Genomic DNA, 24154 nt, shown 5'->3' on the forward strand with positions numbered 1-24154 from the left:
TACTGTCAGTCAGTGAATACTTTTAAATATGCCTGATATGAACGTGCATTTGGCTCATTCGGGCTCTTCAAGACTGAGACTCAACGATCGCAATTCTGCTGTATGCGGATGGCTGACGTTGCCCATCCGTAAATCGTCCGCGCTCAGAAGCTCAACCATTTCACCACCAATCATCACGCCAATGCTGGTGCAAAGATGCGTTACGACCGCCAGATTGTGGCTGACCAGAATATAAGTGAGTTTGCGGCGCTCGCGCAGATCGCTCAGAAGGTTCAGGATTTCGGCCTGAACCGAGACGTCGAGGGCGGAAGTCGGTTCATCAAGCAGTAAAATCTCGGGTTCTGAAATCATCGCCCGCGCAATCGCCACGCGCTGACGCTGTCCGCCGGACAGCTGATGCGGGAAACGAAAGCGCACAGCCTGCGGCAATCCCACTTCGGCCAGCGCATCGGCAATACGTTTCTCGATGTTGAGAAAACCGTGCACGATCAGCGGTTCGCTGAGGATGCGGTCGATAGTCTGGCGCGGATGCAGCGAGCCGTAGGGGTCCTGAAATACCATCTGCACGCGGCGGAAAAAGCGTTTCTGACGCACCGGCATCTGGTCTTCACCACCGATTACCATTTCCCCTGACCATGACTGATTAAGCCCGGCCAGCGCGCGCAAAATAGTGGATTTGCCCGAGCCGCTTTCGCCGACGATGCCGAAACAGCCGCCCGGCGGGACGCTGAAACTCACGCCCTTGACGACTTCGTTATCATCGAACGCAATGCGCAAATTATTGAGGGTAATCTTGCTGTTATCAAAAAATTCGCGGTTAAACGTAGAGTGTTCTGTCATGAGGTTTTCCATGCTTCATCACGCACCAGCACCGGCAGTCTGTCGCGCGGATGTTTCAGCGACGGCAGGCATTCCAGCAACCCGCGCGTGTAAGGATGTTGTGCTTTCAGTAAGTCTCCGGCCTGTAACGTTTCGACAATCCGCCCGGCGTACATTACCGCCACGCGATCGCAGAATTTCGACACCAGCGGCAGATCGTGGCTGATCAGAATCAGCCCCATGCCACGGCTGGAAACCAGATCGTCAAGCAGGCGTAAAATCTCCGCCTGTACGGTGGCATCCAGCGCGCTGGTCGGTTCATCGGCAATCATCAGCTCCGGATCGGGCGCCAGCATCATGGCGATCATCACGCGCTGGCCCATACCGCCGGACACTTCATGGGCATAACGCTGCGCGACTTTATGCGGATCGCGAATGCGAACCTGATCAAGCAGTTCGATCGCGGCGTTCATGGCCTGTTTTTTTGTACCGCCCTTGTGCGTCTGCCACGCTTCCGCGACCTGTTTTCCCACCGGCATCACCGGATTGAGTGAATATTTCGGGTCCTGCAAAATAAAGCCGACGCGTTTGCCACGGATCTGGCGCATCTGTTTTTCACTGGCGTTGCGCAGATCGATACCGTCAAACGACAGGGTTTCGGCGCGGCATTTGGCGCTGGATGGCAGCAGATTCATCAGGCATCGCGCGGTCAGAGATTTGCCCGAACCGCTTTCGCCCACGATGCCGAATTTCTCTTTGCCCAGCGACAGCGAGACACCGCGTACGGCATCAAAACTGCCGCTGTTGGTTTTGAATGTGATGTGCAGATCTTTGATATCAACCAGCATCATTGCTCCTTAGGATCGAGGACGTCACGCAGCCCGTCGCCGAGGAAGTTGAACGCCAGAGACGTCACGAAAATCGCAATTGCCGGAATTAATGGCACCCACCATTCGCTGAACAGAAAACGGCGTGCGGTGGCAATCATCGCCCCCCATTCCGGCGATGGCGGCTGTGCGCCCATGCCCAGAAAACCGAGGCTGGCGGCGGTGATAATTATTGAACTCATGTCGAGGGTGATACGCACCACCAGGCTCGGCACACACAACGGCATAATGTGGCGCAGCACGATGCGGGCAGAGGTCGCGCCGGTAAGACGGCAGGCGGCAATGTAATCGGTGCCGCGTACCTGCATGGTTTCGGCGCGCGCCAGACGGGCGTACGGCGGCCAGGCGGTGAGGGCGATCGCCAGAATGGCGCTTTCGATGCCCGGACGCAGGGCGGCGACAAACGCCAGCGCCAGAATCAGACGCGGGAAGGCGAGGAAAATGTCGGTCACGCGCATCAGCAAGCGATCCACCCATCCGCCCGCATAACCGGCCACGCAGCCTATCAGCAGACCGAGCGGCGCCACGATCGCCACGACGATAATCACCATACCCAGCGTGATGCGACCGCCATACAGAATGCGGCTCAGCGTATCGCGACCGAGTTCATCGGTACCCAGCCAGTGCAGGGAAGACGGTTTGGCTAAACGATGCGCCAGATCTTGCGCGCCAGGGTCGTAAGGCGTCAGCCACGGCGCGCAAATTGACACCAGCAGTACAACCAGCACGGTGAACAGGCCGGTGACGGCCAGGGGATTTTTGCGCAGCCCGAGCCAGATGCGGTAACGGCGTCCCCACACGGCCTGCGTGCGGGTCAGCGGCGTATCCGCCAGCAGCCAGGCGCGGCTTCCGGCGCGGGGTGGCGAGGTAACAGGGATTGAAGTCATTTTACGCGGGGATCCAATAGTCGGTAGAGAAGGTCGGCCAGCAGGTTAAGCAGCACGTAAATCGCGCCGATCAGCAGCGTGGAGCCGATCACCGGGTTCATATCCGCATTCATCAACGAGACGGTGAGATATTGTCCGAGACCCGGCCAGGAGAAGACGTTTTCAGTGACCACGGCACCTTCCAGCAAACCGGCATAAGTCAGTGCCAGCACGGTGATGAGCTGCACGCCGACGGTCGGGAAGGCGTGTTTCCAGATAACCCGTTGAGCCGATAATCCCTTGGCGCGCGCGGTGATCACATATTCGCCGCTCAGCGCATTGAGCATAAAGGTACGGGTCATACGGGTGATGTAGGCCATGCTGAAATACGCGAGGATCAGCACCGGCTGGGCCATGTGTGCCAGCGCATCCCAGAACGCGCCCATGTCACCGGCGATCAGGGAATCCACCGTTAACAGCCCGGTGACCTGCGGGATCATGTCCTGATAGATGATGTCCTGACGTCCCGGCCCCGGCGCAATTCCCAGCGCGGAGTAGAAAATCAGCAGGCTGAGCAAGGCCAGCACAAACACCGGCAGCGAATGACCGGCCAGACACACTACGCGGATGGTCTGATCAATCCAGCTGCCCTGACGCGTTGCCGCCCAGACACCAAGCGGAATGCCGACCACGGCCGCAATAATGATGGCAGCGGTCGCCAGCTCTAGCGTAGCGGGGAAGAAGCGGGCGATATCGGTGGTGACCAGATTGGAGGTCAGGGCGGAACGGCCTAAGTCACCGTGAAACACCTGACTGAGGTAGTGAAAGAACTGCAACCAGAGGGGCTGATCCAGCCCCATTTCGTGACGAACCCGTTCTACGACTGCCTGCGGGGCGTTGTCGCCAACCGCAGCCAGAACCGGATCCGTCGGCATGACGCGACCAATAAAAAACGTCACTACCGACAGACCAAACAAAGTAAGACAAACGCTGATGCAGGTACTCAGATAGCCTTTGAGTCTCTTGCTCACGCTTTAACAACCTTCTCGTAAGGGCTGGTGTTCATTACGGTTAATGCTACGCCGGAAATCACGTTACGGCAGGCGGCGGTATTCGTCGGTTGCAGCATGATGATAAACGGGCTGTTTTCCATATGTCTGGTCTGCAGCTCTTCGTAAAGTTTGATACGCGTGGCCGGATCCGGCTCTTTCAGCGCTTTGGCGCTGAGATCGGAAATGTTTTTATCCTGCCAGCTGCAACGCCACGCCAGCGTGCGGCTCTTCGCGGCATCGGTGTTATCCGGATTGCTGCAAAATGCTTCGGCGTTGGAGTTCGGATCGAAGTAATCCGCGCCCCATTGGGTCAGGGCCAGCTGCTGTTGACGCGCACGCATCTTGGTCAGCACCTGACGGCTTTCCGCAGCCAGTAACGTCACTTTTATCCCCACTTCGGCGAGATTTGACTGCAATGCCTGCACGATGTCGGAAGAGGGTGATGCGGAATAGTGATCGAGCGTGATTTCGAAGCCATTCGGAAAACCGGCTTCGGCCAGCAACACTTTGGCTTTGGCAACATCACGCTTATACATGATGGTGTTCACCGCCGCCGGGAAACCTTCGGGCAGGAAACTCTGATGAATTTTGTGGGTCAGCGGCACGATATGCTGCTGAATATTTTCGTAATCCACCGCCCACTTCAGCGCCTGCCAGACCTGCGGTTTGGCCAGATTCGGGTGTGCTGTATTGGCGGAAAGCATATAGGTTCCGGCGATGCCTTTACGTACCAGCGTGAAGTTTTTGTCGTTCATCAGCGGACGGAGCTGCTCGGTGGTCAGATTACGTGCGATGTCGATATCGCCTTTTTGCAGCATCAGCAACTGAGCGGAAGGGTCGACGATATGACGCATGATGATGCGCTGAATATTGCCCGCGTGCGGGTTATTCTTATTGCTTTCCAGAATGACGGATTCGCTGACTTTCCAGTCGCGCAGTTTGAAGGCACCGGAACCGGCGCTGTTTTTCTTCAACCAGGCGTTGCCCAAATCTTCGCCCGCCTGATTCGCCAGACACGCGGATTTCTGCACGATGCTGCCAACGTTGGCGGTCAGGCAATACAGCAGGAAGGATTCTGAGGCCGGTTCGGCGGTCGTGATCACCAGCGTTTCGGCATCCGGCGCGGTGATCATGCTTTCCACGTTATCTTTGGTGTAACCAAACTGGTTGATGATGTACGCCGGGCTTTTATCCAGTTTCACCACGCGTTGCAGGGAAAATGCGGCATCTTCTGCGGTCAGCGGTTTGCCGTCAGCCCATTTGGCTTTCGGATCCAGCTTGAAGGTAAAGGTTTTTTTATCGTCGGATACGGTCCATGACAGGGCCAGATCGCCTTCGATTTCATCAGGGGAGGCCAGCTTAGGTTTCACCAGTTTCTGATACATATTTCCGGTTATTTCACTGCCTACGCTCTCGAAACTTTCATGTGGATCAAGGCTGGTAATGATGTCGAGCTGAATGGCCATCACAAGAATTGACGCTGGCGTGGCTGCAAACACAGAGTCAAATTTCAGGTAAGACAGTGCAGGTATTGCGGAAAAACCGGTAACGAATTGACGCCTGGTAACCATAACAACTCCCATAGTGTTGATATATAAAAGTAATATTAAGTATTACGTGGGCAAACCCTTGACTTCACCGCGGGCAACTGGCTTAAATGAAAAACCGTTGCTTTGCATGTTTCGACTTTTCATATCGAAAAATCTAATGTGAACGACAACGGCTCTGTTCATCTTTAGTGCAACATGGAACCGGTGATGCACCTCATGCGAGCAAATCTCCGTTGTCTTTGTCACGCTCAATCAAAGGTAGACCTTTTTTATGAATAACGTAGCGCACGGAACTGAAGAGTTAATGCCGGTTTTTGATGGACATAACGACGTTTTGCTGCAACTTTGGACAGAACATCGTCAAAATCCGGAGCACGCATTCCTCCAGGGCCCGGCCAGCGGACAAATGGATCTGCCTCGCTGCCGTGAAGCAGGCTTTGCCGGCGGGCTTTTCGCCGCCTGGGTGCCGACTCCTGCCGTTGATCTTGCAAAGACCGCGCCAGATCGTTCTGTCGATACCCAATTCTTGCTGGAAGGTACTCAAAGACATCCGGATTTTTCTCCGACGCCTTCTTTCGATTTTGCGCGTGACGTCACGTTTGGCATGATGGCGTTCCTGCTGCGCATTGAAGAACAGTCGCAGGGAAAAGTAAAAATCTGCCGTACGGCGCGTGATATCCGTCACTCGATGGATAACCATGCATTAGCTGTGGTTATGCATATTGAAGGGGCGGAAGTGATTGATGCCGATCTCTATAATCTCGATGTGCTCTACAGCATGGGATTACGATCGCTCGGGCCGGTGTGGAGTCGTCCGAACATCTTCGGACACGGTGTACCGTTCAAATATCAGACCTCGCCGGACACCGGCCCCGGCCTGACAGACGCCGGTATCCGTCTGGTGAAAGCCTGTAATGCGAAACGCATCATGATCGATCTGTCGCATCTGAACGAAAAAGGGTTCTGGCAGATCGCTGAACTGAGCGATGCACCGCTGGTGGCCAGTCATTCCAATGCCTTCAGCATCTGTCCGCAGTCGCGTAATCTGACTGACAAGCAGCTGGGTGCTATAAAAGAGAGCCAGGGCTTTGTCGGGCTGAACTTTGCCGTGCCGTTCCTGCGCGAAGATGGCAAGAGAAGCGACGATACCGGCACCGATATCATGGTGCGTCACGTGGATTATCTGCTGGAACATTTGGGTGAGGACGGCGTGGGCTTTGGATCAGATTTCGATGGCGCGTCAATGGCCCCGTTTATGGCTGACGTGCGCGGATTGCCGGTGCTGGTGGACGCATTGAGAAAAGCAGGGTACGGGCAGGCGTTGCTGGAGAAGATTTGCTACAAGAACTGGGTTAACGTTCTGGAAAGAACCTGGGGCGAATAAACGGGACGCGAGACCTGATGCCCGATTCGGTGTGATAAATAAAAAGGCAGCCATCAGTGGCTGCCTTTTTGCTGTGCTGATTGCGTCAGACTTATTTGAAGAAGTCTGCGCTTACGGTCAGGTTGCCACCGCTTTTGTTCTGCCACTGGCGGGTAATGTGGTAGAACTTGGCGCCTTTGGCAGCGGCACGGTTGGCCACTTCCTGCGAAACATCCGTGGTGCTGTTGAAATGCCCGGTGAAGGTTGTGGAGTCAAACGGAACCATCTGTGCGGCGGTCACGTCGTTCACTTCCTGAATTTTAGCACCGTTAGTGGCAGTGACAGTGTAACGCTTGCCGGTAGAGGACTGCGTTTCAAAGAAACGGCCAACGTCACGGCTTGGGCTGCCCGAAGAGGCAACGCCAGGAATTTCAACTTTCTTCGCGGCTGCGCCACCGGCGGCCAGTGCGGCTTTACCGGCTTCGGAATCCGCAGGTATGGCATCCGGATCCTGTACTACGCGTTTCGGTGCATCTTTTTTGTAGATAAACGCAGTGATGTACTGGTTGCCGCCGCTGTTGGCATCAATCTGGCGTACGATGAAGAAGGAATAAGCCCCTTTATCTTTCGCCGCTTTGGTGATGGCATCATTGACGTCTGGCTGGCTGCGGTAGAATCCGCTGACCGTGACGGTATCAAAAGGCTCAAGCTGATAAGCGACATCTTTAGGCAGCTCGACCACGCCGTTGATCACACGATAATTTGGGTCTTTGCTCACTTCCGGCGCATCTTTTTTATAGATATCTGCAACGACGCGCCAGTTACCGCTATTGTTAGTAGTGTTGGTGTCCTGAATGTAGAAATAGTCAGCGCCGAGTTTATCAGCGCGACGTGACACGGCATCAGCCGCATCGCCAAGCGTGTTAAAACGCCCGGAAATAACAATGCGATCAAAGGGTTTGATGGCTGCTGCTTTCTGCGGGCTAATTTCCTGCGCGGCATGTGCAGCAGACAGCGCAGAAACAGAAAACAGGGCCGATACAATGATCGTTTTTGTCAGCTTCATAAAAAATCCTTTCACCTTGCGCAGTAATGTTGAAACGTGCTGAATTCTTGATGTGTAACAGGTTAGCGGCCGATTATTGCATGTAACAATACCGAGTGTCTCAGTAATTTATGGCAGTAATGCAGGCGTGGGCGCCATTACACCGTTCTTTTTTTGCTGAACCTAACTTATATAAGTTTGAGGAATAATCCAAGTAGTGAAATAAATGTTAATTATTCACTATTTTCTAACTTTTATGCCTGCTGTCAGCGGCTCAGGGGAAAAAAGGCAGAGTGATAGATCTGGTTTTAATCGCCTGATGAAGTGGATCAAAGGCGTGTTTCTCAGGGTTTGCAGCAGGTTTGCGGTCCATATCAATTTTTTTATTATTAATTATCCGACTATCACTGCGATACGTAGATTATTGATTAGATATTCAGTAGGTTATAACCAGCCTGAAAAAACACGTTCCGGCGTTCTACATAAGCCGGCAGGCAGGTAATTGAATTGTTATGACGATGACACAAATCATCAATGAAAAGGGTGAAGGGAATACTATGCGTATTGGTGTACCAAGAGAGCGGTTGACCAATGAAGCCAGGGTTGCAGCCACGCCGAAAACGGTGGAACAGCTGCTCAAACTCGGCTTTACGGTCGCTATCGAACAAGGTGCCGGGAAGTTAGCCAGCTTTGAGGACGCCGCTTATGAACAAGCGGGTGCGTCCGTGGTGAGCGGCGAGGAAGTCTGGCATTCAGATATCGTGTTGAAGGTGAATGCACCTGAAAACGATGAAATCGATAAATTACAGGCAGGCACCACGCTGGTCAGCTTTATCTGGCCTGCACAAAATCCCGAACTGATTCAGAAGCTGGCTGACCGTCAGGTCACTGCAATGGCAATGGATTCTGTGCCGCGCATCTCCCGCGCACAATCTCTGGATGCCCTGAGCTCAATGGCTAACATCGCCGGTTACCGTGCGATTGTCGAAGCCGCTCACGAATTCGGTCGTTTCTTTACCGGGCAGATTACCGCCGCAGGTAAAGTACCACCGGCAAAAGTCATGATTATCGGCGCCGGCGTGGCGGGTCTTGCGGCCATCGGCGCAGCTGGCAGCCTCGGTGCTATCGTACGTGCTTTTGATACCCGACCTGAAGTGAAAGAGCAGGTTCAGAGTATGGGTGCGGAGTTCCTTGAACTGAACTTCGAAGAAGAAGCAGGCAGCGGCGACGGTTATGCCAAAGTCATGTCCGAAGCCTTCATTAAAGCGGAAATGGCGCTGTTCGCCGCTCAGGCCGAAGAAGTGGATATCATCGTGACCACCGCGCTGATCCCCGGCCGTCCGGCACCGAAACTCATCACCAAAGAAATGGTTGCGTCCATGAAACCGGGCAGCGTGATCGTCGATCTGGCGGCGCAAACCGGCGGTAACTGCGAACTGACCGTGGCGGATAAAATCACCACCACGGAAAACGGCGTGAAAATCATCGGGTATACCGATCTGCCAAGCCGTCTGCCGACGCAGTCCTCTCAGCTGTACGGCACCAACCTGGTTAACCTGCTGAAATTGCTGTGCAAAGAGAAAAACGGCGAAATCGAGATCGACTTCGAAGACACCGTGGTGCGCGGCGTGACCGTTGTGAAAGCCGGTGAGGTTACCTGGCCAGCGCCACCGATTCAAGTGTCTGCGCAACCTCAGGCGGCCAAAGCGGCTGAGCCTGTTGCCAAAGCCGAAGCCAAACCTGCGTCGCCGTGGACCAAATTCATCATCATGGCGGTGGCCATTGTGCTGTTTGGCTGGCTGGCAAATGTTGCGCCGAAAGAGTTCCTGTCCCACTTCACCGTCTTTGCGCTCTCCTGCGTGGTCGGTTATTACGTGGTCTGGAACGTCAGCCATGCATTGCATACTCCGCTGATGTCGGTCACCAACGCCATTTCCGGGATCATCGTGGTGGGCGCGGTATTGCAGATTGGTCACGGCGGCTGGGTCAGCTTCCTGTCCTTTATTGCGGTACTTATCGCCAGTATCAATATTTTCGGCGGATTCACCGTCACTCAGCGCATGCTGAAGATGTTTCGTAAGAATTAAGGGGTAGCATATGTCTGGGGGTTTAGTTACAGCAGCATATATTGTTGCCGCTATTCTGTTTATTTGCAGCCTTGCGGGGCTCTCTAAACATGAAACGTCTAAGCAGGGGAACATCTTCGGTGTGACCGGGATGGCGATCGCGTTAATTGCGACCATCCTTGGCCCTGACTCCGGTAACGTCGGCTGGATCATCGTTGCGATGGTGATCGGTGGCGCAATTGGTGTCTATCTGGCGCGTAAAGTAGAAATGACTGAAATGCCGGAACTGGTGGCGATCCTGCACAGTTTCGTCGGTCTGGCTGCGGTTCTGGTCGGCTTCAACAGCTACCTCGACCACGGTGCAGTGCCGATGGAAGGTGTGATGGAAAACATCCATCTGACCGAAGTCTTCCTTGGTATCTTCATTGGTGCGGTGACTTTCACCGGTTCTATTGTGGCCTTTGGCAAACTGCGCGGGATTATCTCTTCCAAACCGCTGGCATTGCCACATCGTCATAAATTGAATCTGGCGGCACTGGTGGTGTCTTTCCTGCTGATGGTGACGTTCGTTCGTACCGAAAGCGTGGGTCTGCAAGTCTTCGCACTCTTGATAATGACCATCATCGCACTCGGCTTCGGCTGGCATCTGGTCTCTTCTATCGGCGGCGCGGACATGCCGGTGGTGGTATCGATGCTGAACTCCTATTCCGGTTGGGCAGCAGCAGCGGCGGGCTTTATGCTCAGCAACGACCTGCTGATCGTTACCGGTGCGCTGGTTGGTTCTTCCGGTGCGATCCTGTCCTACATTATGTGTAAAGCGATGAACCGCTCGTTCATCAGCGTTATTGCAGGCGGTTTCGGTACTGACGGTTCCTCAACCGGAAATGCGGAAGAGATGGGTGAGTATCACGAAGTGAGCGCGGAAGACGTGGCAGATATGCTTAAAAACGCCAGCTCTGTGATCATCACTCCTGGCTACGGCATGGCGGTAGCGCAGGCTCAGTATCCGGTTCACGACATCACGGCCAAACTTCGCGCCAAAGGCATCAAAGTGCGTTTCGGTATTCACCCTGTTGCCGGGCGTTTGCCGGGCCACATGAACGTTTTGCTGGCGGAAGCGAAGGTACCTTATGACATCGTGCTGGAAATGGACGAAATCAACGGTGACTTCACTGATACCGACGTTGTGCTGGTGATCGGTGCCAATGACACCGTGAACCCGGCCGCGTTAGAAGATCCACGCAGCCCGATAGCCGGTATGCCGGTGCTGGAAGTGTGGAAAGCGCAGAACGTGATTGTTTTCAAACGTTCGATGAATACCGGTTATGCCGGCGTTCAGAACCCGCTGTTCTTCAAAGACAACACGCAGATGCTGTTTGGTGATGCGAAAGAAAGCGTAGAGAAAATCCTGCGCGCGCTGTAATACATGACGCATTGATTTGAAATGAAAAAGGCCAGTCAATCGACTGGCCTTTATTTATTTCGTAAGAAGTAAGGTTTAATGACTCAGACGTTATTCGTCGTCGTCCTCTTCATCATCGTCTTGCGTAATCGGGCATTCAAAATCATCCGGCTTGATGGCCAATAAATCGCATTTCAGATGGTCGATCACCTGTTCGGTGGTATTGCCGAGGAAAGCCGCCGATAATCCGGTACGGCCAATCGCACCTAATACCACGACACCGGCCTGCAGATGTTCAGCCAGATCCGGGATCACTTCTTCCGGCAGGCCTTTTTCCACGTGCGTGAATTTCTCATCAATTTGGAATTTCTGGCGCAACGCTTTCATGGCAATCAGGTGCTGACCACGGATTGCATCGTTATAGACACTGGGGTCGAAGTCCGGCAGTTCGATGGCAATATTGATTGGCGTGACCGGATACGCACCGACCAGATGTACTTCTGTCTGATTGACGTGAGACGCCAGATCGATGGTTTCTTTTACCAGTTTGATGTTCAGCGGGTCGTGATAGGGTTCTTCACTGGAAAGGTTAACCGCAACGACGGCTTTACCGCCTTCGGGCCAGGGCTGATCTTTAACCATCCAGACCGGGCAGGGGCATTTGCGCAGCAAATTCCAGTCGGTAGGGGTGAAGATCACCGATTCGAGACGGTCGTGTTGATGAGCCATTTTTAGCAGCAGATCGTGACCGGCTGCAATCACTTCCTGAATAAGTGCTTCGAAGGGTTTGTTGTGCCAGACCACTTTCACTTCAATTCGGATACCGGCTTCAATGTAATACTTACACTGCTCTTTAATCCATTCGGCCCGCTCATTGATCACACTCTGTCGCATGCTGGTCCGTTCGTCCGGCGACAGCATGGTGGTCATCTCATAGGAGAAATCATAAATAGACAGGAAAGCTTTGATCTGTCCACCGTTACGTTGCACCAGATAAACGGCGCGACGCAAAGCAGGTTGATCATCCTGATTGGGGTCTATAGCAACGAGTAAATTTTGATACTTAGCCATGGGGACTCCTTAACACCTGTGAGAGAACAGCGTTAACTGTATTAATTACAGAGTAAACCAAGATTAAGCAATCGGACAGAGGAGAAATTGAGTCGGATCAACAAATTATTCATTGCTGAGCCGACTCAAAATTTAACGAAGTGGACTATCAGGCAGATACCGCGACAGACTGGCCGGCTAATTGAGAAAGCATCGCGTGATTCTCAATGGTGATGTACTTGCCTTTAACGCTCAGCATTTCTGATTTCTGGAAACGGCCAAGCAGACGGCTGATGGTTTCCACGGTCAGACCGAGGTAGTTGCCGATGTCGCCACGGGTCATCGTCAGGCGGAATTCACGCTGGGAGAAACCACGCTCTGCGAAACGACGGGAGAGGTTATAGATAAACGCGGCCAGTCTTTCTTCCGCATTTTTCTTCGACAACAACAGGATCATATCCTGGTCGCCTTTGATCTCACCGCTCATCAGACGCATCATTTGCTGGCGCAGATTGGGCATTTTACCGGAGAGATCGTCGAGAGTCTCAAACGGAATTTCACAGACCATGGACGTTTCCAGCGCCTGTGCGAAGCTTGGATGTTGCAGACCGCCAATCGCATCAAAGCCGACTAAATCGCCCGCCAGATGGAAACCGGTGATCTGTTCATCACCCTGTTCGGTGATGGTGTAGCTTTTGATGGTCCCGGAGCGGATAGCATAAAGGGATTTCAATTCATCGCCGGCTTTGAACAGTGCCTGACCTTTTTGGATCGGCTTTTTCCTTTCGATGATGTTGTCGAGCTGATCGAGTTCATGCTCGTTCAGCGTAAAAGGAATACAAAGCTGGCTGATGCTACAGTCCTGACAATGGATCGCACAGCCACCAGATTGGATACGTCGAATAATACGCTTTTCCGGGATCATAAGAGTCACTCAGGCAATATTGATATGGGTCAATTTTAACATCTTTTGCAGCGAGTGATAAGTATCTAGATGGCGCGAAAAGAGCGAAATGTTAAAAAAGCACGATTTTTAATGAGTTTTTTTTCCAATTATTTTGATCTGCATGAGGTATTTAGATGAATTGAGAATCAATGAGATTTAGATATGGGTCAATTTATTCGTAAAATTTATATAATTTTTTTAACAGATACATTGCCTGAATCAATTTATCATGGCTGAAGATATTCTTAGCGTCGGTTTTTTGATTTACGAAATGCAAAAAACGCTGCAATTGCAGCGTTGATTTGTACCATCAAATTATCTTGCGAAATTATACGTCGCCTTCATTATCTTTTTCCACCGCTTCGTGAAGACGATCAAGCATATCAGGAAAGGCCGACTGCACGCGGCTCCAGCTCGGAATAAATGGCTTTTCACTCGGCGTATCGACAAATGCCTGACCCGCTTCAATAATCGCGCCCGAGAACAGCTCTACGGCGGATTCCTCACTGTGGCGATCGAACGACAATCCGTTCATACGCGCATCATTTTCAAACCCGTCGATCATATCCAGCGCATTGCGGTAGTAGGTGGCTTTCAGAATGCGGAAAGACTCACTGGTAATGTTGACGCCCAGAATGGCCATCTTGCGATACAACGCTTTGGTGATGTCGATACTCATGCGTTGTAAACCGTTGGTGGCGTCATCTTCTGACATCGGCTGGTGCTTGTGGTCGTAATTATCGGCGATATCCACCTGACAGATACGGCGGGTGGCGGTGTTGCGGTGCAGTTCCGAAAGTACGCCTATCTCCAGACCCCAGTCGCTCGGAATACGCAAATCATTCAGAACGTGGGTGCGCATGGCGAATTCGCCGGAAAGCGGATAACGGAAAGTCCGCAGATACTCGAGGAAATCGGAGTGGCCGTAGACGATTTGCAGAGATTTCAGCAGCGGGAAGACCAGCAGGCGGCCCACGCGTCCGTTGAATTTTCCATCAGCCACGCGGGCGTAATAGCCTTTACAGAAATCGTAATGGAAATTGGGATTGGCGACCGGGTACATCAGGCGCGCCAGCATCTCACGGCTATAGGTGACAATGTCACAATCATGTAGGCCCACGACAGACGTGCGCCGCGAGGCAAGCGTGTAGCCGACGCAAAACCAGACGTTACGGCCTTTGCCCGGTTCCATCGGTGAGAGATTTTCTTTTTTTAGCTCTTCATCCAGCGCTTTCAGGCGCGGGCCGTCATTCCATAAAATACGGTGACGCTGCGGCAGGCGGGAAAAAAACTCACGAGCAAATAAAAACTGATCGCGGTCAGCGCGATCTAAACCAATAACAATTTCTTCCAGATAGGGGACTTTTGTCAGTTCATCGACAATTTTTGTCAGCGCCGGACCTTCAAGTTCTGAAAAAAGCGAAGGTAATATTAATCCCATTGAGCGTCGGCCCGAAAACACCTGCAAATCGTATTCCAGTTCTTCAACTTTACGGTGAGTCAAATTATGGAAATTAGTAATGACACCATCCTGATAAAAATCACTCATGCGGTATTCTCCAATTTTAAAATTGATAAAATTATTGGGAACAAACAACAGCTAAAGTATTTTTCTTCTCATTCATTTTAGATTTCCCGTGCCCGGGAGCGTAATAAAATGGTCCAGTCCCTGAACCCACCCGTGCGGGCCAAACTCCGAAGTGCGAAACACCTGTGAGACAGGGTGACGGCTCAGCGGCATCTCATAATCGTGATGGCCTTTGATGACTACAGCGTGATCGACCGCTTCCAGCATAGATAAATCATTCGGGCCATCGCCAAGCCCGAGAGTGATGACTGGCTTGCCGCGCTGGCGCTGGTATTCGGCGGCTAACCACTGCACCGCCGGACCTTTTCCCGCATCGACTCCCATTACATGCCAGAAACGACCACCACGGGTCAGCGCCAGGCCTTCGCGGGTCAGGCATTTTTTAAAATGGCTAAAGTCCAGATCGTTGCCAAACCAGATCAGCGGCTCAGAGGCTTCACGCCGCATCGCCAGTGCTGCATCCGTCTCAGACAGTCCCGTCCAGATAGCGACCTGTTTGGGCGTGACATCGCCAAAACCGCGAAACTCAAAATCATACCGATGTCGCAACTCCTCAAGCGTACGACGGATATCGGCGTAGCGTACGCCAGGCATCGGACTTTCAGGCCTCCAGCCGGAGGGGAAGTGGATCATGGCACCGTTTTCGGCAATAAAAGGGAGATGCGTTAACTGTAAAGCAGACTGCAAGGCCGCCACTTCTGCGGACGTTTTACTGGTGGTCAGAATCAGCGGGATCTGCGCGGCAGCAAGCCTGTCCAGCCATTGCTGCGCCGGTTGCCAGCTGTAATTGTGGTGGTCTAGCAGCGAACCATCCAGGTCGGTGAAAATAATTAAGGGATCATCAAGGTACGGCATTCTTTCTCCTCAATTGTGTGGAAGAACAGAGGCTCATGTTTGCAAATGACTTTCTGTTCCAGCAGCTAAGTATAGATTCAAAAATGCCATTTATTGCCGCAGTGCACATTTCAGGAATTTTTACCGGCGATGACGCGCCTTTACCCGGCGGTGAAATATCTGGATAATTTGCCGCAGTTCCACTGCGGTTTAGATGTCATCCTTTACTATTGCGCACCTTTTCTTGCCCGGTTTCGGGCATTCAGACGAGTCTTTCTTCATGTCTTTATCACCGGTATTACGGCGTCACGCTTTGTTGCTGTCCGCCGTCAGTCTGTTATCCGCCTGCGATGGAGCGCCTTCCGCACAGGACAGCGCGCTGGTCATCGAAGGCAAAACCATGGGCACGTTCTATCGTGTCAGTCTTGCGGGGGTCGATAAAAACCGGGAAGCGGCGCTGCGCGGGCAAATCGAAGCGCAGCTCAAAGAAGACGATCACCAGTTGTCGACGTATAAAGACGATTCGGTACTTTCACGTTTTAACCAGTATCAGGGTAACGCGCCGCAGCCGATAAGCGCCGGTATGGCGGATGCTATTGTCACCTCGATGCGTATCGGGACATTAACTGACGGCGCGATGGATATCACCGTTGGCCCGCTGGTCAATCTTTGGGGATTTGGCCCGGATAAGCAGCCGGTGAAAACCCCGACGCCGGAACAGATCGCTGCTGCGCGTGAGCGGACTGGTTTGCAGCATCTGAAAGTGATTGAGCAAAGCGACGGGCAGTATTTGCAGAAAGATTTGCCGGGCATGTATGTCGATCTCTCAACGGTCGGCGAAGGCTATGCGACCGATCATCTGGCGCGGCTGGTGGAAGGCAATGGTATCAGCAATTATCTGGTGTCGGTGGGCGGTGCGGTGGTATCGCGCGGCCATAACGCCAGGGGTAAACCGTGGCAGGTGGCGATTCAGAAACCGACCGACAAAGAGACGGCGGTGCAGGCGATTGTGGATTTGCAGGGCATGGGCATCAGCACGTCCGGCAGTTATCGCAATTATTACGAGCTCAACGGCAAACGCCTCTCGCATATCATCGATCCGGCGACCGGAAAGCCCATCACCCACAAACTGGTGTCTGCCACGGTGATTGCGCCGACCGCGCTGGAAGCTGACGGCTGGGATACCGGCCTGATGGTGCTAGGCACACAAAAAGCGCTGGCGCTGGCCGAGCAGCAACATCTGGCGGTGTATCTGATCACCAGGGACGGCGACAGCTTCAAAAGCCATATGACGCCGCAGTTCAAAGCCTATCTCAAAGACCCGGAATAAAGCGTTTTACAGAGTATTATTCAGCGTCTCACTGAGGAAATCCAGAAAGACCCGCAACGCCGGAGACTGGCCTTTGTGGCTGGCATACAACGCTGAAACCGAAGAGGGCGGCGTATGCCACTCCGGCAAAAGATGTTGCAGTTCTCCTTGCGCGATCCGCGGTGCGCAGGCGATTTCCGGCAGCAGTGCAATACCCAGCCCGTCCGCAGCCGCCTGACACAGCACGAGCAAATTGTTACTCACCATGCGCGGCGTCAGCGAGATCTTGCGGCTACCTTCCAGCGGGTGCTCGAGCTCCCATTGTTCATCCGCCCACGGTGTTTTACGAACCAGCGTCGGCAATGCGCTCAGTTGTTCCACGGACGCGGGTGCAGGCAGGGCGGCGATAAAGGCCGGGCTGGCGACCAGCATGTAGCGCAAGGTGCCGAGCGGTTTGCGATGCAGCCCGGAATCCTCCAGCGGTTCGTTGTGCGAGCGGATCATGACGTCGAAATTCTCCTCCAGTAAATCCACCGCCCGGTTGATCGCCAGAAGCTCGAGCGTGATCTCCGGATAACGTGTCAGAAATGTCTTCATCAGCGGCGCAATCACCGTTTCTGCCATCATCACCGGTGCTGAAATGCGCAAAAGCCCGCGCGGACTCTGCTGCAAATCATCAATCACCTGCTGTGCGAACTGCGCCTGTTCCAGCAGTTTCTGACATTCAGCCGCATACCGTTCGCCAACGCTGGTGACGGAAAAATGCCGCGATGTGCGCTGCAACAGACGTACGCCGAGGCGCGATTCCAGCGCCTCCACGCGGCGGCTGAGCAGGGATTTCGACACCCCCAGCGCCCGCCCGGCGGTGGTAAAGCCCTGATGCTTTACCACGGCGGCAAACAACGCCATATCATTAAGATTGTCCTGCATGTCCGTTCTTCCTGTTGAGTGTCGTTGCAGATATGCGACGATATGTTGTCATATCAGGTATTTTAGATGATTACCACAACGATTACCCTGTGCTCATTCTAACTAAGAGATGAAAACAGAGACCCTTATGAAAATTTTACACCTTGATTCCAGCCCGTTTACTGAAGGCTCCGTCTCCCGCGAACTGTCTGCGACGATTGTTGCCGAGCTTTGCGCCCGTCACCCTGACGCGGTGGTGACTTATCGCGATCTGGGCACCACGCCGCCACCGCATCTTTCCGCCGCCGCGATGAGCCTGCTGCACAATTCCCAGGATGAAGTGATTACGCCTGAGCTGCAGGCCGAACTGGACGGCATCTATCAGTCGATTGAAGAGTTGATCGCCTGCGACGTGCTGGTTATTGGCGCGCCAATGTACAACCATTCTATCCCCAGCAATCTCAAAGCGTGGCTGGATCAGGTCTGCCAGAAAGGGCTGACGTTCCGGTATACGCCGCAGGGCGTGGTGGGGCTGATCCCCGGAAAAACCGCGTATATTGCTTCCACGCGTGGCGGGGTGTACAGCACGCCGGAAGGCAAACTGCATGATTTTCAGGAGCCGTATCTGGCGTCGATTCTGGAGCTGATGGGCGTGGCGGATTGCCACGTGATCCGCGCAGAAGGCGTAAGCCGTCAGGCGATTGGTCGGGAGAAAGGGCTGGCGGAAGGGCGTGAAACGCTGCTTCAGATCCTCAATGCCTGAAGCAGCGCGGCGATGTCGTTTGGCGTTTGTCGTTTTAGATTAATGTTTCGCGGTGCTAATCAATTCGAACAACACCACGGTTCGCGAGGTACACACATATTCGCGGCCAAAATCGAAGTTATGTTCATTCACGTCATCGGGCTGGAAGGTATCGAGAATATGCCGCCAGCTCTCACCGTGCGCCACCGATGGCAGGGTGAACATAACGTCTTTGTGCGAGGCGTTGAACAGCAACAGCACGGTGCTTAGCGATCCCTGACGCAGCAAGCCGGTCGGCTGTGCACGGCCATCGAGCAGCATGGCGATGCATTTCGCGTGCGGATCGCTCCACGCGGCATCCGTCATTTCGGGCCCCTGCGGCTGGAACCAGCTCACATCCTTCACGCCGAGCTTTTCATGCACCGCACCGGTCAGGAAACGTCCGCGATGCAAAATCGGAAAACGTTTACGCAGGGCGATCAGCCGGTAAGTAAACAGCAGCAGCGATTTGCCTTTATCGCCAACGTTCCAGTTCACCCAGGCAATGTCGGTATCCTGACAATAAGCATTATTGTTACCTTCCTGCGAACGGGCGAATTCATCCCCTGCCAGCAACATCGGCGTGCCCTGCGAGAACAACAGCGTCGCCAGCATATTGCGCATCTGCCGCAGGCGCAGCTCGTTGATCTCCGGATCGTCAGTCGCCCCTTCGACGCCGTAGTTGGCCGAGATATTGTTATCGCTGCCGTCCTTGCCGTTTTCCCCGTTGGCGCTGTTGTGCTTCTTCTCGTACGACACCCAGTCATTGAGCGTGAAACCGTCGTGGGCGGTGATGAAATTCACCGAGGCGTAAGGCTTGCGTCCACGGTGATTGAAGAGATCTGCCGAGCCGGAAAGCCGGGTGGCAAACTGCGCCAGCTGGCTTTCGTCGCCGCGCCAGAATTTACGCACCGTATCGCGAAATCGATCATTCCATTCCATCCAGCCCGGCGGGAACCCGCCCACCTGATAGCCGCCGGGACCGCAGTCCCAGGGTTCGGCGATAAGCTTGCACTGGCTGAGGATCGGATCCTGACGGCAGGTGTCGAGAAAACCACAGCCCTCGTCGAAACCGTAGCTTTCGCGCCCGAGAATGGTCGCCAGATCGAAGCGGAATCCGTCCACCTGCATTTCCGTCGCCCAGTAGCGCAGCGAATCTGTCACCATCTGCAACACGCGCGGATGGCTGAGATTGAGCGTATTGCCGGTGCCGGTATCATTGATGTAATAGCGTTTGTTATCGGGCATCAGCCGGTAATAACTGGCGTTGTCGATGCCTTTGAACGACAGCGTCGGGCCAAGCTCATTGCCTTCTGCCGTGTGGTTATACACCACGTCCAGAATCACCTCTATACCCGCCGCATGGAAGGTGGCGATCATCTGTTTGAATTCGTTCACGGTGTGCGTCGCCATATATTGCGGATGCGGCGCGAAGAAGCTCAGCGTGTTGTAGCCCCAGAAATTATGCAGCCCTTTATCCTGCAAATGGCGGTCATCGGTAAACGCGTGGATCGGCATCAGCTCGACCGACGTCACACCGAGCGAGCGGATATATTCCACAATGTGCGGCGTGCTCATGCCCGAAAACGTACCGCGCAGATGCTCCGGCACTGCCGGATGGCGCATGGTGTAGCCGCGCAAATGCGTTTCGTAGATCAGCGTTTTTTCCCACGGAATATGCTTTTTGCGCGAACGTGCCCAGGAGAACGCCGGGTCGATTACGCGGCACTTGGGCAGGAAAGGCGCGCTGTCGGTGTTATCAATGTGCAAATCCTTCTTGGCGCTTTGCATATCATAGGCGAACAGGGCGTCGTCCCATTTCAGGTCGCCGACGATTTGCTTGGCGTAAGGATCGAGCAACAGCTTGGCCGGATTAAAGCGGTGGCCGTCGTGTGGCGCGTAAGGACCGTGCACGCGATAGGCATACAGCAGGCCGGGGCGGGCATCCGGCAGATAACCGTGCCAGACTTCGTCGGTATACTCCGGCAGTTCGATGACATCGTACTGTTCGCCTTCCTCGTTAAACAGACACAGTTCGACTTTGGTGGCATTCGCGGAAAACAGCGCGAAATTGACGCCCAGACCGTCCCACGTCGCGCCGAGCGGAACCGGTAAACCTTCGCGTACGCGGGTGGTATGGCCGGAATCGAAACTGCGGACAATTTCGCCGTCGCTGTAAGGATGCATGATGCGCACACCGAGTTCGTCAACAGCGATGTTGACCTGGGAATTAGAGGGGACAGTGCGGACTTCATCAGTGCTGGCTGTGGGTTGGGTCACTTTGCTGGATCGGGCTTTTGCCATTCGTTTCACACTCCTGAGCAGGTCAATCAGAATAAATCCTGAGAAAGAATTGGGCACAAAAGAGGGGCAGCTCTCACGGCTGCTGGTCTGTTGCTATCAAATCAGTGTAGTTGCAGTTCCGGCTTTTCCCCTCTCAGCCGCTAATTAACCGCCAAATCCACTTTCCCCGCATGACAAAAAAGAGGCGTCTAACGCCGCATCGCAAAAAATCAGTGTGATGAAAACATTCCTGAATGATGCGTTTTGGCATCTCACCGGCACTCACAAATATGCATGTTACTGACTGAATTTAAAGCCTTCAGTTCTCACGAGAATTTTTGATGCAGTGTAATTTTCTCTTTTGAAATCAGGCTCCGATACTGGCTACAGAGAAAGCAGCGGCGAGCGATGAGACAACGAATTTTACCCGCGCTCATCGTCTGCTTTCCGTCATTCACTTACTTACATCTCTCTTTGGAGTTACGATTTATGAGCACTACCAAACAAAAGTATATGGTTTCCGCAGCATGGGAAAATGCTGACGACGTCTGGTCAGCCGCCTGTTTTATTGACGTATTTAATATGACGGATACCGATCTGGAATCTGGCAAAGTAGAATTCACGCTCGATAATTCACAGAGCGCATCTGCGAACATCAACTTCCAGTTCGAAACCTGGAGCAGCCCTATCAAAGGTACGCTGATTGACGCTTGCAGCGTTATTCCAGCAGGCGGTAAGGGCACCTTCGCCATCATGGTCGGCAACAACACCGGCGTGAGCATCGGTAATCTGCCGCACGGCTTTAAAGTTAACGGCGAAGCGGCCGATCAGGTAGCTGATACTCAGGCTCCGACCGTGCCTTCCAACGTGAAAGTTGTGGCGAGCGGCGCGGTGACCCTGACCGTTGGCTGGACGGCATCTACTGATAACGTGATGGTTAGCGGTTACGAAGTCACCTATACCAACACCAAAACTAAAGTTGCCAAAACTCAAAAAACCACCAGCACGTCAGTAACGCTGGTCGGGCTGACGGCCGAAACTGCCTACAGTGTTCAGGTCCGTGCTTACGATCTGGCCGGTAATTTCTCGGCTAAATCCCCCGCGCTGAATGTCACCACCGATAAAACCTTGCCGGATTCTGGCGACTACAGCTTCAACCACGCACCGTTTATGGATTTCACCGGCTGGCCGACGCCGCGTCCCAGCGTCTTCGGTAAAGAGTCCGGTCTGAAAGCCTATACGCTGGGCTTTATTACGTCTGCTGATATGAATGCCGGTAACGGCGCACCGAACTACCGTCCTTGCTGGGGTGGTCTGGTGAGCATTACTGACGCGAACGTGGGTGACTACGGTGCTGAATTCACCGGCGATGCAACGGTTTCAGATTACGGTAAAGCCGATATCGCGGCGTTCCGTGCAGCAGGCGGCGACGTCGCTATTTCCTTCGGCGGGGCGAACTCCAACTTCCTCGAAGAGCACATTACCGACGTGGGTGAGCTGGCTGCGCTGTATCAGGGCGTGCTGGATAACTACGGCGTGAACCATATCGACTTTGATATCGAAGGCGGCGCGTTACAGCAAACCGAAATGCTCAGCCGTCTGGTGGCCACCATGGCGGTGGTGCAGAAAAACAATCCGTCACTGCAAATTGCGTTCACGCTGCCGGTTGACGGGCAGACGTCCGATGATTCGCAGGGGCTGACGTCCTTCGGTATTGATTTCGTGCGCATGGTGCATGATGGCGGGCTTTCGCCGGCACTGTTCAACGCCATGTCGATGGACTTTGGCGACGTTGCGCCACCGCCGGACATGTATACCGGTGTGGAAATGTCGATGCTGGCGATGCATCGTCAGATCAAAACCGTCTTCACCGAGTGGTCCGATGCCAAACTGTGGCGCCGTATTGGTGTGACGCCGATGTTCGGCATCAACGATACCGGCCCGAGCTTTACCGTTGAACATATGAAAAAACTGATCGAGCTGGCGAAGAAATACAATTTCGGCACCATCTCCGGCTGGGATGCGACCCGCGATTACAATCAGGGTCTGGAAATGTGCCACACCAGCGATCACAACAACCTGTATCAATGTACTTATGAAGGCACAGTGTCTTACGCCTACAGCAAGATTATCGCGACTTATCAACACAAGGCGGTGTAATCCGCTGCCAGAAGTACTTTTCAGTTTTTTAATCCGTGCTGTTTAATTTCGCCGGTGTGAACCCTTCACACCGGCATTTTTGCGTCTGCATCATTCTGTAAAGTTTAACTTCTGTACATGACGGCAGCGTTCGCTGATATTCACTCTGACCCGCTGCAAACAGGGCGGGCGCTGAGCGTATTTGCTGTCCTTAAATGAATACAGGAGCCTCCATGACTATCGCGTTGCTAAGCCATGTCCCGCTGGACGCTGGTTACCCTGAGCGTTTTGCCGCCGCCGGATTTACCCTCTATTTCGCCACCACGCCCGGGCAGCGCGCCACGCTTTCCTGTGAACTTGCACAGCAAATTCAGGCGGTGTTAACCATCGGCAGTATCGGTCTGAGCGATGCTGAAATGGCAACGATGCCGAAGCTGGAAATCATCTGTGCACAGGGTGTGGGGTATGAACATATTGACGTCGCGGCGGCAAAAACGCGCGGTATTCACGTCACCCATGGGCCCGGCACCAATAATTCTTCCGTCGCCGACCACACGCTGGCGCTGATGCTGGCAATTACCCGCCGCATTCCGCAGTTTGATCAGGCTGTTCGCGACGGTGAGTGGAATAAAGCGCGCTGGAACGTTCCCGGTATGGCAGGCAAAAAGCTCGGTGTCGTGGGGTTAGGAAACATCGGCGCGCTGATTGCCCGTCGCGCAGCAGGCGGATTTGATATGGCAATTGGCTATCACAACCGTAAACCCCTGGCGGATACGGCTTACCCCTATTTCCACAGCGTGACCGAACTGGCCGCCTGGGCGGATTATCTGGTGGTCGCCACGCCTGGGGGAAAAAATACCGTCCGGCTGGTGGATGCTGCCGTGTTGCGCGCGCTCGGCGCTGACGGCTTTTTAATTAACATTGCGCGCGGCAGCGTGGTGGATACTGACGCGCTGACCGCCAGCCTGCAAAGTCACGAAATCGCCGGCGCGGCGCTGGACGTGGTGGACGGCGAACCGCAGGTGCCGCCCGCGCTGCTGACGCTGGATAATCTGGTGATCACGCCGCATGTAGCGGGGCGCTCGCCGGAGTCGGTCGAAAATATGCTGGCGCTGGTACTCGATAACCTCAGCGCGCATTTCTCTGCCAGACCGGTGCTGACGCCCGTGCCGGAGTAAAATCTTAAACCGTTGTCACTCTCTATAGTCGGAAAAAGCATAAGTAACCGCTTTTTCTTATTTGTCTGGCATACCCGCAGGCCGTAA

The 24154-nt window shown here is 53.8% G+C and carries 20 protein-coding genes; 8 read left to right on the forward strand and 12 right to left on the reverse strand.

From position 1 onward, the window contains the following. Positions 1-54: 54 nt before the first annotated feature. Genes ACMHLI_RS07080 through ACMHLI_RS07100 form a run of 5 tightly spaced genes read right to left on the reverse strand, consistent with a single transcriptional unit; the run spans position 55 to position 5195 of the window. Positions 55-840, reverse strand: a complete 786-nt coding sequence (locus ACMHLI_RS07080) for an ABC transporter ATP-binding protein (RefSeq protein ID WP_413528838.1) — start codon at positions 838-840, stop codon at positions 55-57. Continuing rightward, complete coding sequence (locus ACMHLI_RS07085; protein ID WP_112167720.1) at positions 837-1667, reverse strand: ABC transporter ATP-binding protein; 831 nt, start codon at positions 1665-1667, stop codon at positions 837-839. The genes ACMHLI_RS07080 and ACMHLI_RS07085 overlap by 4 nt, the downstream gene beginning before the upstream one ends. Further along, positions 1667-2593 (reverse strand): ABC transporter permease, encoded by a 927-nt coding sequence (locus ACMHLI_RS07090; protein ID WP_112167721.1) that lies wholly within the window; start codon positions 2591-2593, stop codon positions 1667-1669. Before ACMHLI_RS07090 ends, ACMHLI_RS07085 begins: the two co-directional genes overlap by 1 nt. Continuing rightward, positions 2590-3603: an ABC transporter permease gene (locus ACMHLI_RS07095; RefSeq protein WP_112167722.1), complete on the reverse strand. Its 1014-nt coding sequence runs from the start codon at positions 3601-3603 to the stop codon at positions 2590-2592. Before ACMHLI_RS07095 ends, ACMHLI_RS07090 begins: the two co-directional genes overlap by 4 nt. Beyond that, entirely contained in the window at positions 3600-5195 is a 1596-nt protein-coding gene (locus ACMHLI_RS07100; RefSeq protein ID WP_413528839.1) for an ABC transporter substrate-binding protein, read from the reverse strand. Before ACMHLI_RS07100 ends, ACMHLI_RS07095 begins: the two co-directional genes overlap by 4 nt. A 250-nt stretch (positions 5196-5445) precedes the next feature. Here ACMHLI_RS07100 and ACMHLI_RS07105 point away from each other — a divergent pair, with 250 nt between their 5' ends. Beyond that, positions 5446-6558 (forward strand): dipeptidase, encoded by a 1113-nt coding sequence (locus tag ACMHLI_RS07105; RefSeq protein ID WP_413528840.1) that lies wholly within the window; start codon positions 5446-5448, stop codon positions 6556-6558. 91 nt (positions 6559-6649) lie between these two features. Here the strand turns inward: ACMHLI_RS07105 and ydgH are convergent, their stop codons facing one another. Beyond that, positions 6650-7603, reverse strand: a complete 954-nt coding sequence (gene ydgH, locus ACMHLI_RS07110; protein WP_413528841.1) for a DUF1471 family protein YdgH — start codon at positions 7601-7603, stop codon at positions 6650-6652. 536 nt (positions 7604-8139) lie between these two features. Between ydgH and pntA the strand changes: the two genes are divergently transcribed. Continuing rightward, positions 8140-9669, forward strand: a complete 1530-nt coding sequence (pntA, locus tag ACMHLI_RS07115; RefSeq protein WP_413529018.1) for a Re/Si-specific NAD(P)(+) transhydrogenase subunit alpha — start codon at positions 8140-8142, stop codon at positions 9667-9669. A gap of 10 nt (positions 9670-9679) precedes the next feature. Further along, a complete protein-coding gene (gene pntB / locus ACMHLI_RS07120; RefSeq protein WP_213050656.1) occupies positions 9680-11071 on the forward strand; it encodes a Re/Si-specific NAD(P)(+) transhydrogenase subunit beta in 1392 nt (463 codons plus the stop codon). Between the two features lie 90 nt (positions 11072-11161). Here the strand turns inward: pntB and uspE are convergent, their stop codons facing one another. The 4 genes from uspE to ACMHLI_RS07140 all read right to left on the reverse strand — a co-directional run bounded on the left by uspE (position 11162) and on the right by ACMHLI_RS07140 (position 15489). After that, positions 11162-12121, reverse strand: coding sequence for a universal stress protein UspE (uspE, locus tag ACMHLI_RS07125; protein WP_413528842.1), 960 nt, complete (start codon positions 12119-12121; stop codon positions 11162-11164). Positions 12122-12269: 148 nt separating this feature from the next. Beyond that, on the reverse strand, positions 12270-13025 hold the full coding sequence (gene fnr / locus ACMHLI_RS07130) for a fumarate/nitrate reduction transcriptional regulator Fnr (RefSeq protein ID WP_112167729.1): 756 nt from the start codon (positions 13023-13025) through the stop codon (positions 12270-12272). A gap of 349 nt (positions 13026-13374) precedes the next feature. Beyond that, on the reverse strand, positions 13375-14595 hold the full coding sequence (locus ACMHLI_RS07135) for a glycosyl transferase (protein WP_413528843.1): 1221 nt from the start codon (positions 14593-14595) through the stop codon (positions 13375-13377). A 72-nt stretch (positions 14596-14667) separates the two neighbouring features. Beyond that, a complete protein-coding gene (locus tag ACMHLI_RS07140) occupies positions 14668-15489 on the reverse strand; it encodes a mannosyl-3-phosphoglycerate phosphatase-related protein (protein WP_413528844.1) in 822 nt (273 codons plus the stop codon). Positions 15490-15524: 35 nt separating this feature from the next. Between ACMHLI_RS07140 and ACMHLI_RS07145 the strand changes: the two genes are divergently transcribed. Both ACMHLI_RS07145 and apbE read left to right on the forward strand, forming a co-directional pair. Continuing rightward, the gene (locus ACMHLI_RS07145) at positions 15525-15656 is read left to right on the forward strand and encodes a hypothetical protein (RefSeq protein ID WP_413528845.1); all 132 of its coding nucleotides are present in this window, start codon (positions 15525-15527) and stop codon (positions 15654-15656) included. 92 nt (positions 15657-15748) lie between these two features. Continuing rightward, the gene (gene apbE, locus ACMHLI_RS07150; RefSeq protein ID WP_413528846.1) at positions 15749-16798 is read left to right on the forward strand and encodes an FAD:protein FMN transferase ApbE; all 1050 of its coding nucleotides are present in this window, start codon (positions 15749-15751) and stop codon (positions 16796-16798) included. A gap of 6 nt (positions 16799-16804) precedes the next feature. Here the strand turns inward: apbE and ACMHLI_RS07155 are convergent, their stop codons facing one another. Further along, complete coding sequence (locus ACMHLI_RS07155; protein WP_413528847.1) at positions 16805-17707, reverse strand: LysR substrate-binding domain-containing protein; 903 nt, start codon at positions 17705-17707, stop codon at positions 16805-16807. Between the two features lie 127 nt (positions 17708-17834). On the opposite strand from ACMHLI_RS07155, the gene ACMHLI_RS07160 reads away from it, so the two are divergent. Next, positions 17835-18449 (forward strand): FMN-dependent NADH-azoreductase, encoded by a 615-nt coding sequence (locus ACMHLI_RS07160; protein ID WP_413528848.1) that lies wholly within the window; start codon positions 17835-17837, stop codon positions 18447-18449. Between the two features lie 39 nt (positions 18450-18488). On the opposite strand, the gene glgX is transcribed toward ACMHLI_RS07160, so the two are convergent. Then, positions 18489-20771, reverse strand: coding sequence for a glycogen debranching protein GlgX (gene glgX, locus ACMHLI_RS07165; protein WP_413528849.1), 2283 nt, complete (start codon positions 20769-20771; stop codon positions 18489-18491). A 468-nt stretch (positions 20772-21239) separates the two neighbouring features. On the opposite strand from glgX, the gene ACMHLI_RS07170 reads away from it, so the two are divergent. Continuing rightward, positions 21240-22910 carry a fibronectin type III domain-containing protein gene (locus ACMHLI_RS07170; RefSeq protein ID WP_413528850.1) on the forward strand — a complete coding sequence of 557 codons (1671 nt, stop codon included), beginning with the start codon at positions 21240-21242 and terminating at the stop codon, positions 22908-22910. Positions 22911-23122: 212 nt separating this feature from the next. After that, a complete protein-coding gene (locus ACMHLI_RS07175; protein WP_413528851.1) occupies positions 23123-24067 on the forward strand; it encodes a 2-hydroxyacid dehydrogenase in 945 nt (314 codons plus the stop codon). Positions 24068-24154 lie beyond the last annotated feature (87 nt).

This window comes from Rahnella inusitata, from assembly GCF_965118895.1.
In the GTDB taxonomy this organism is placed as follows: domain Bacteria; phylum Pseudomonadota; class Gammaproteobacteria; order Enterobacterales; family Enterobacteriaceae; genus Rahnella; species Rahnella inusitata_A.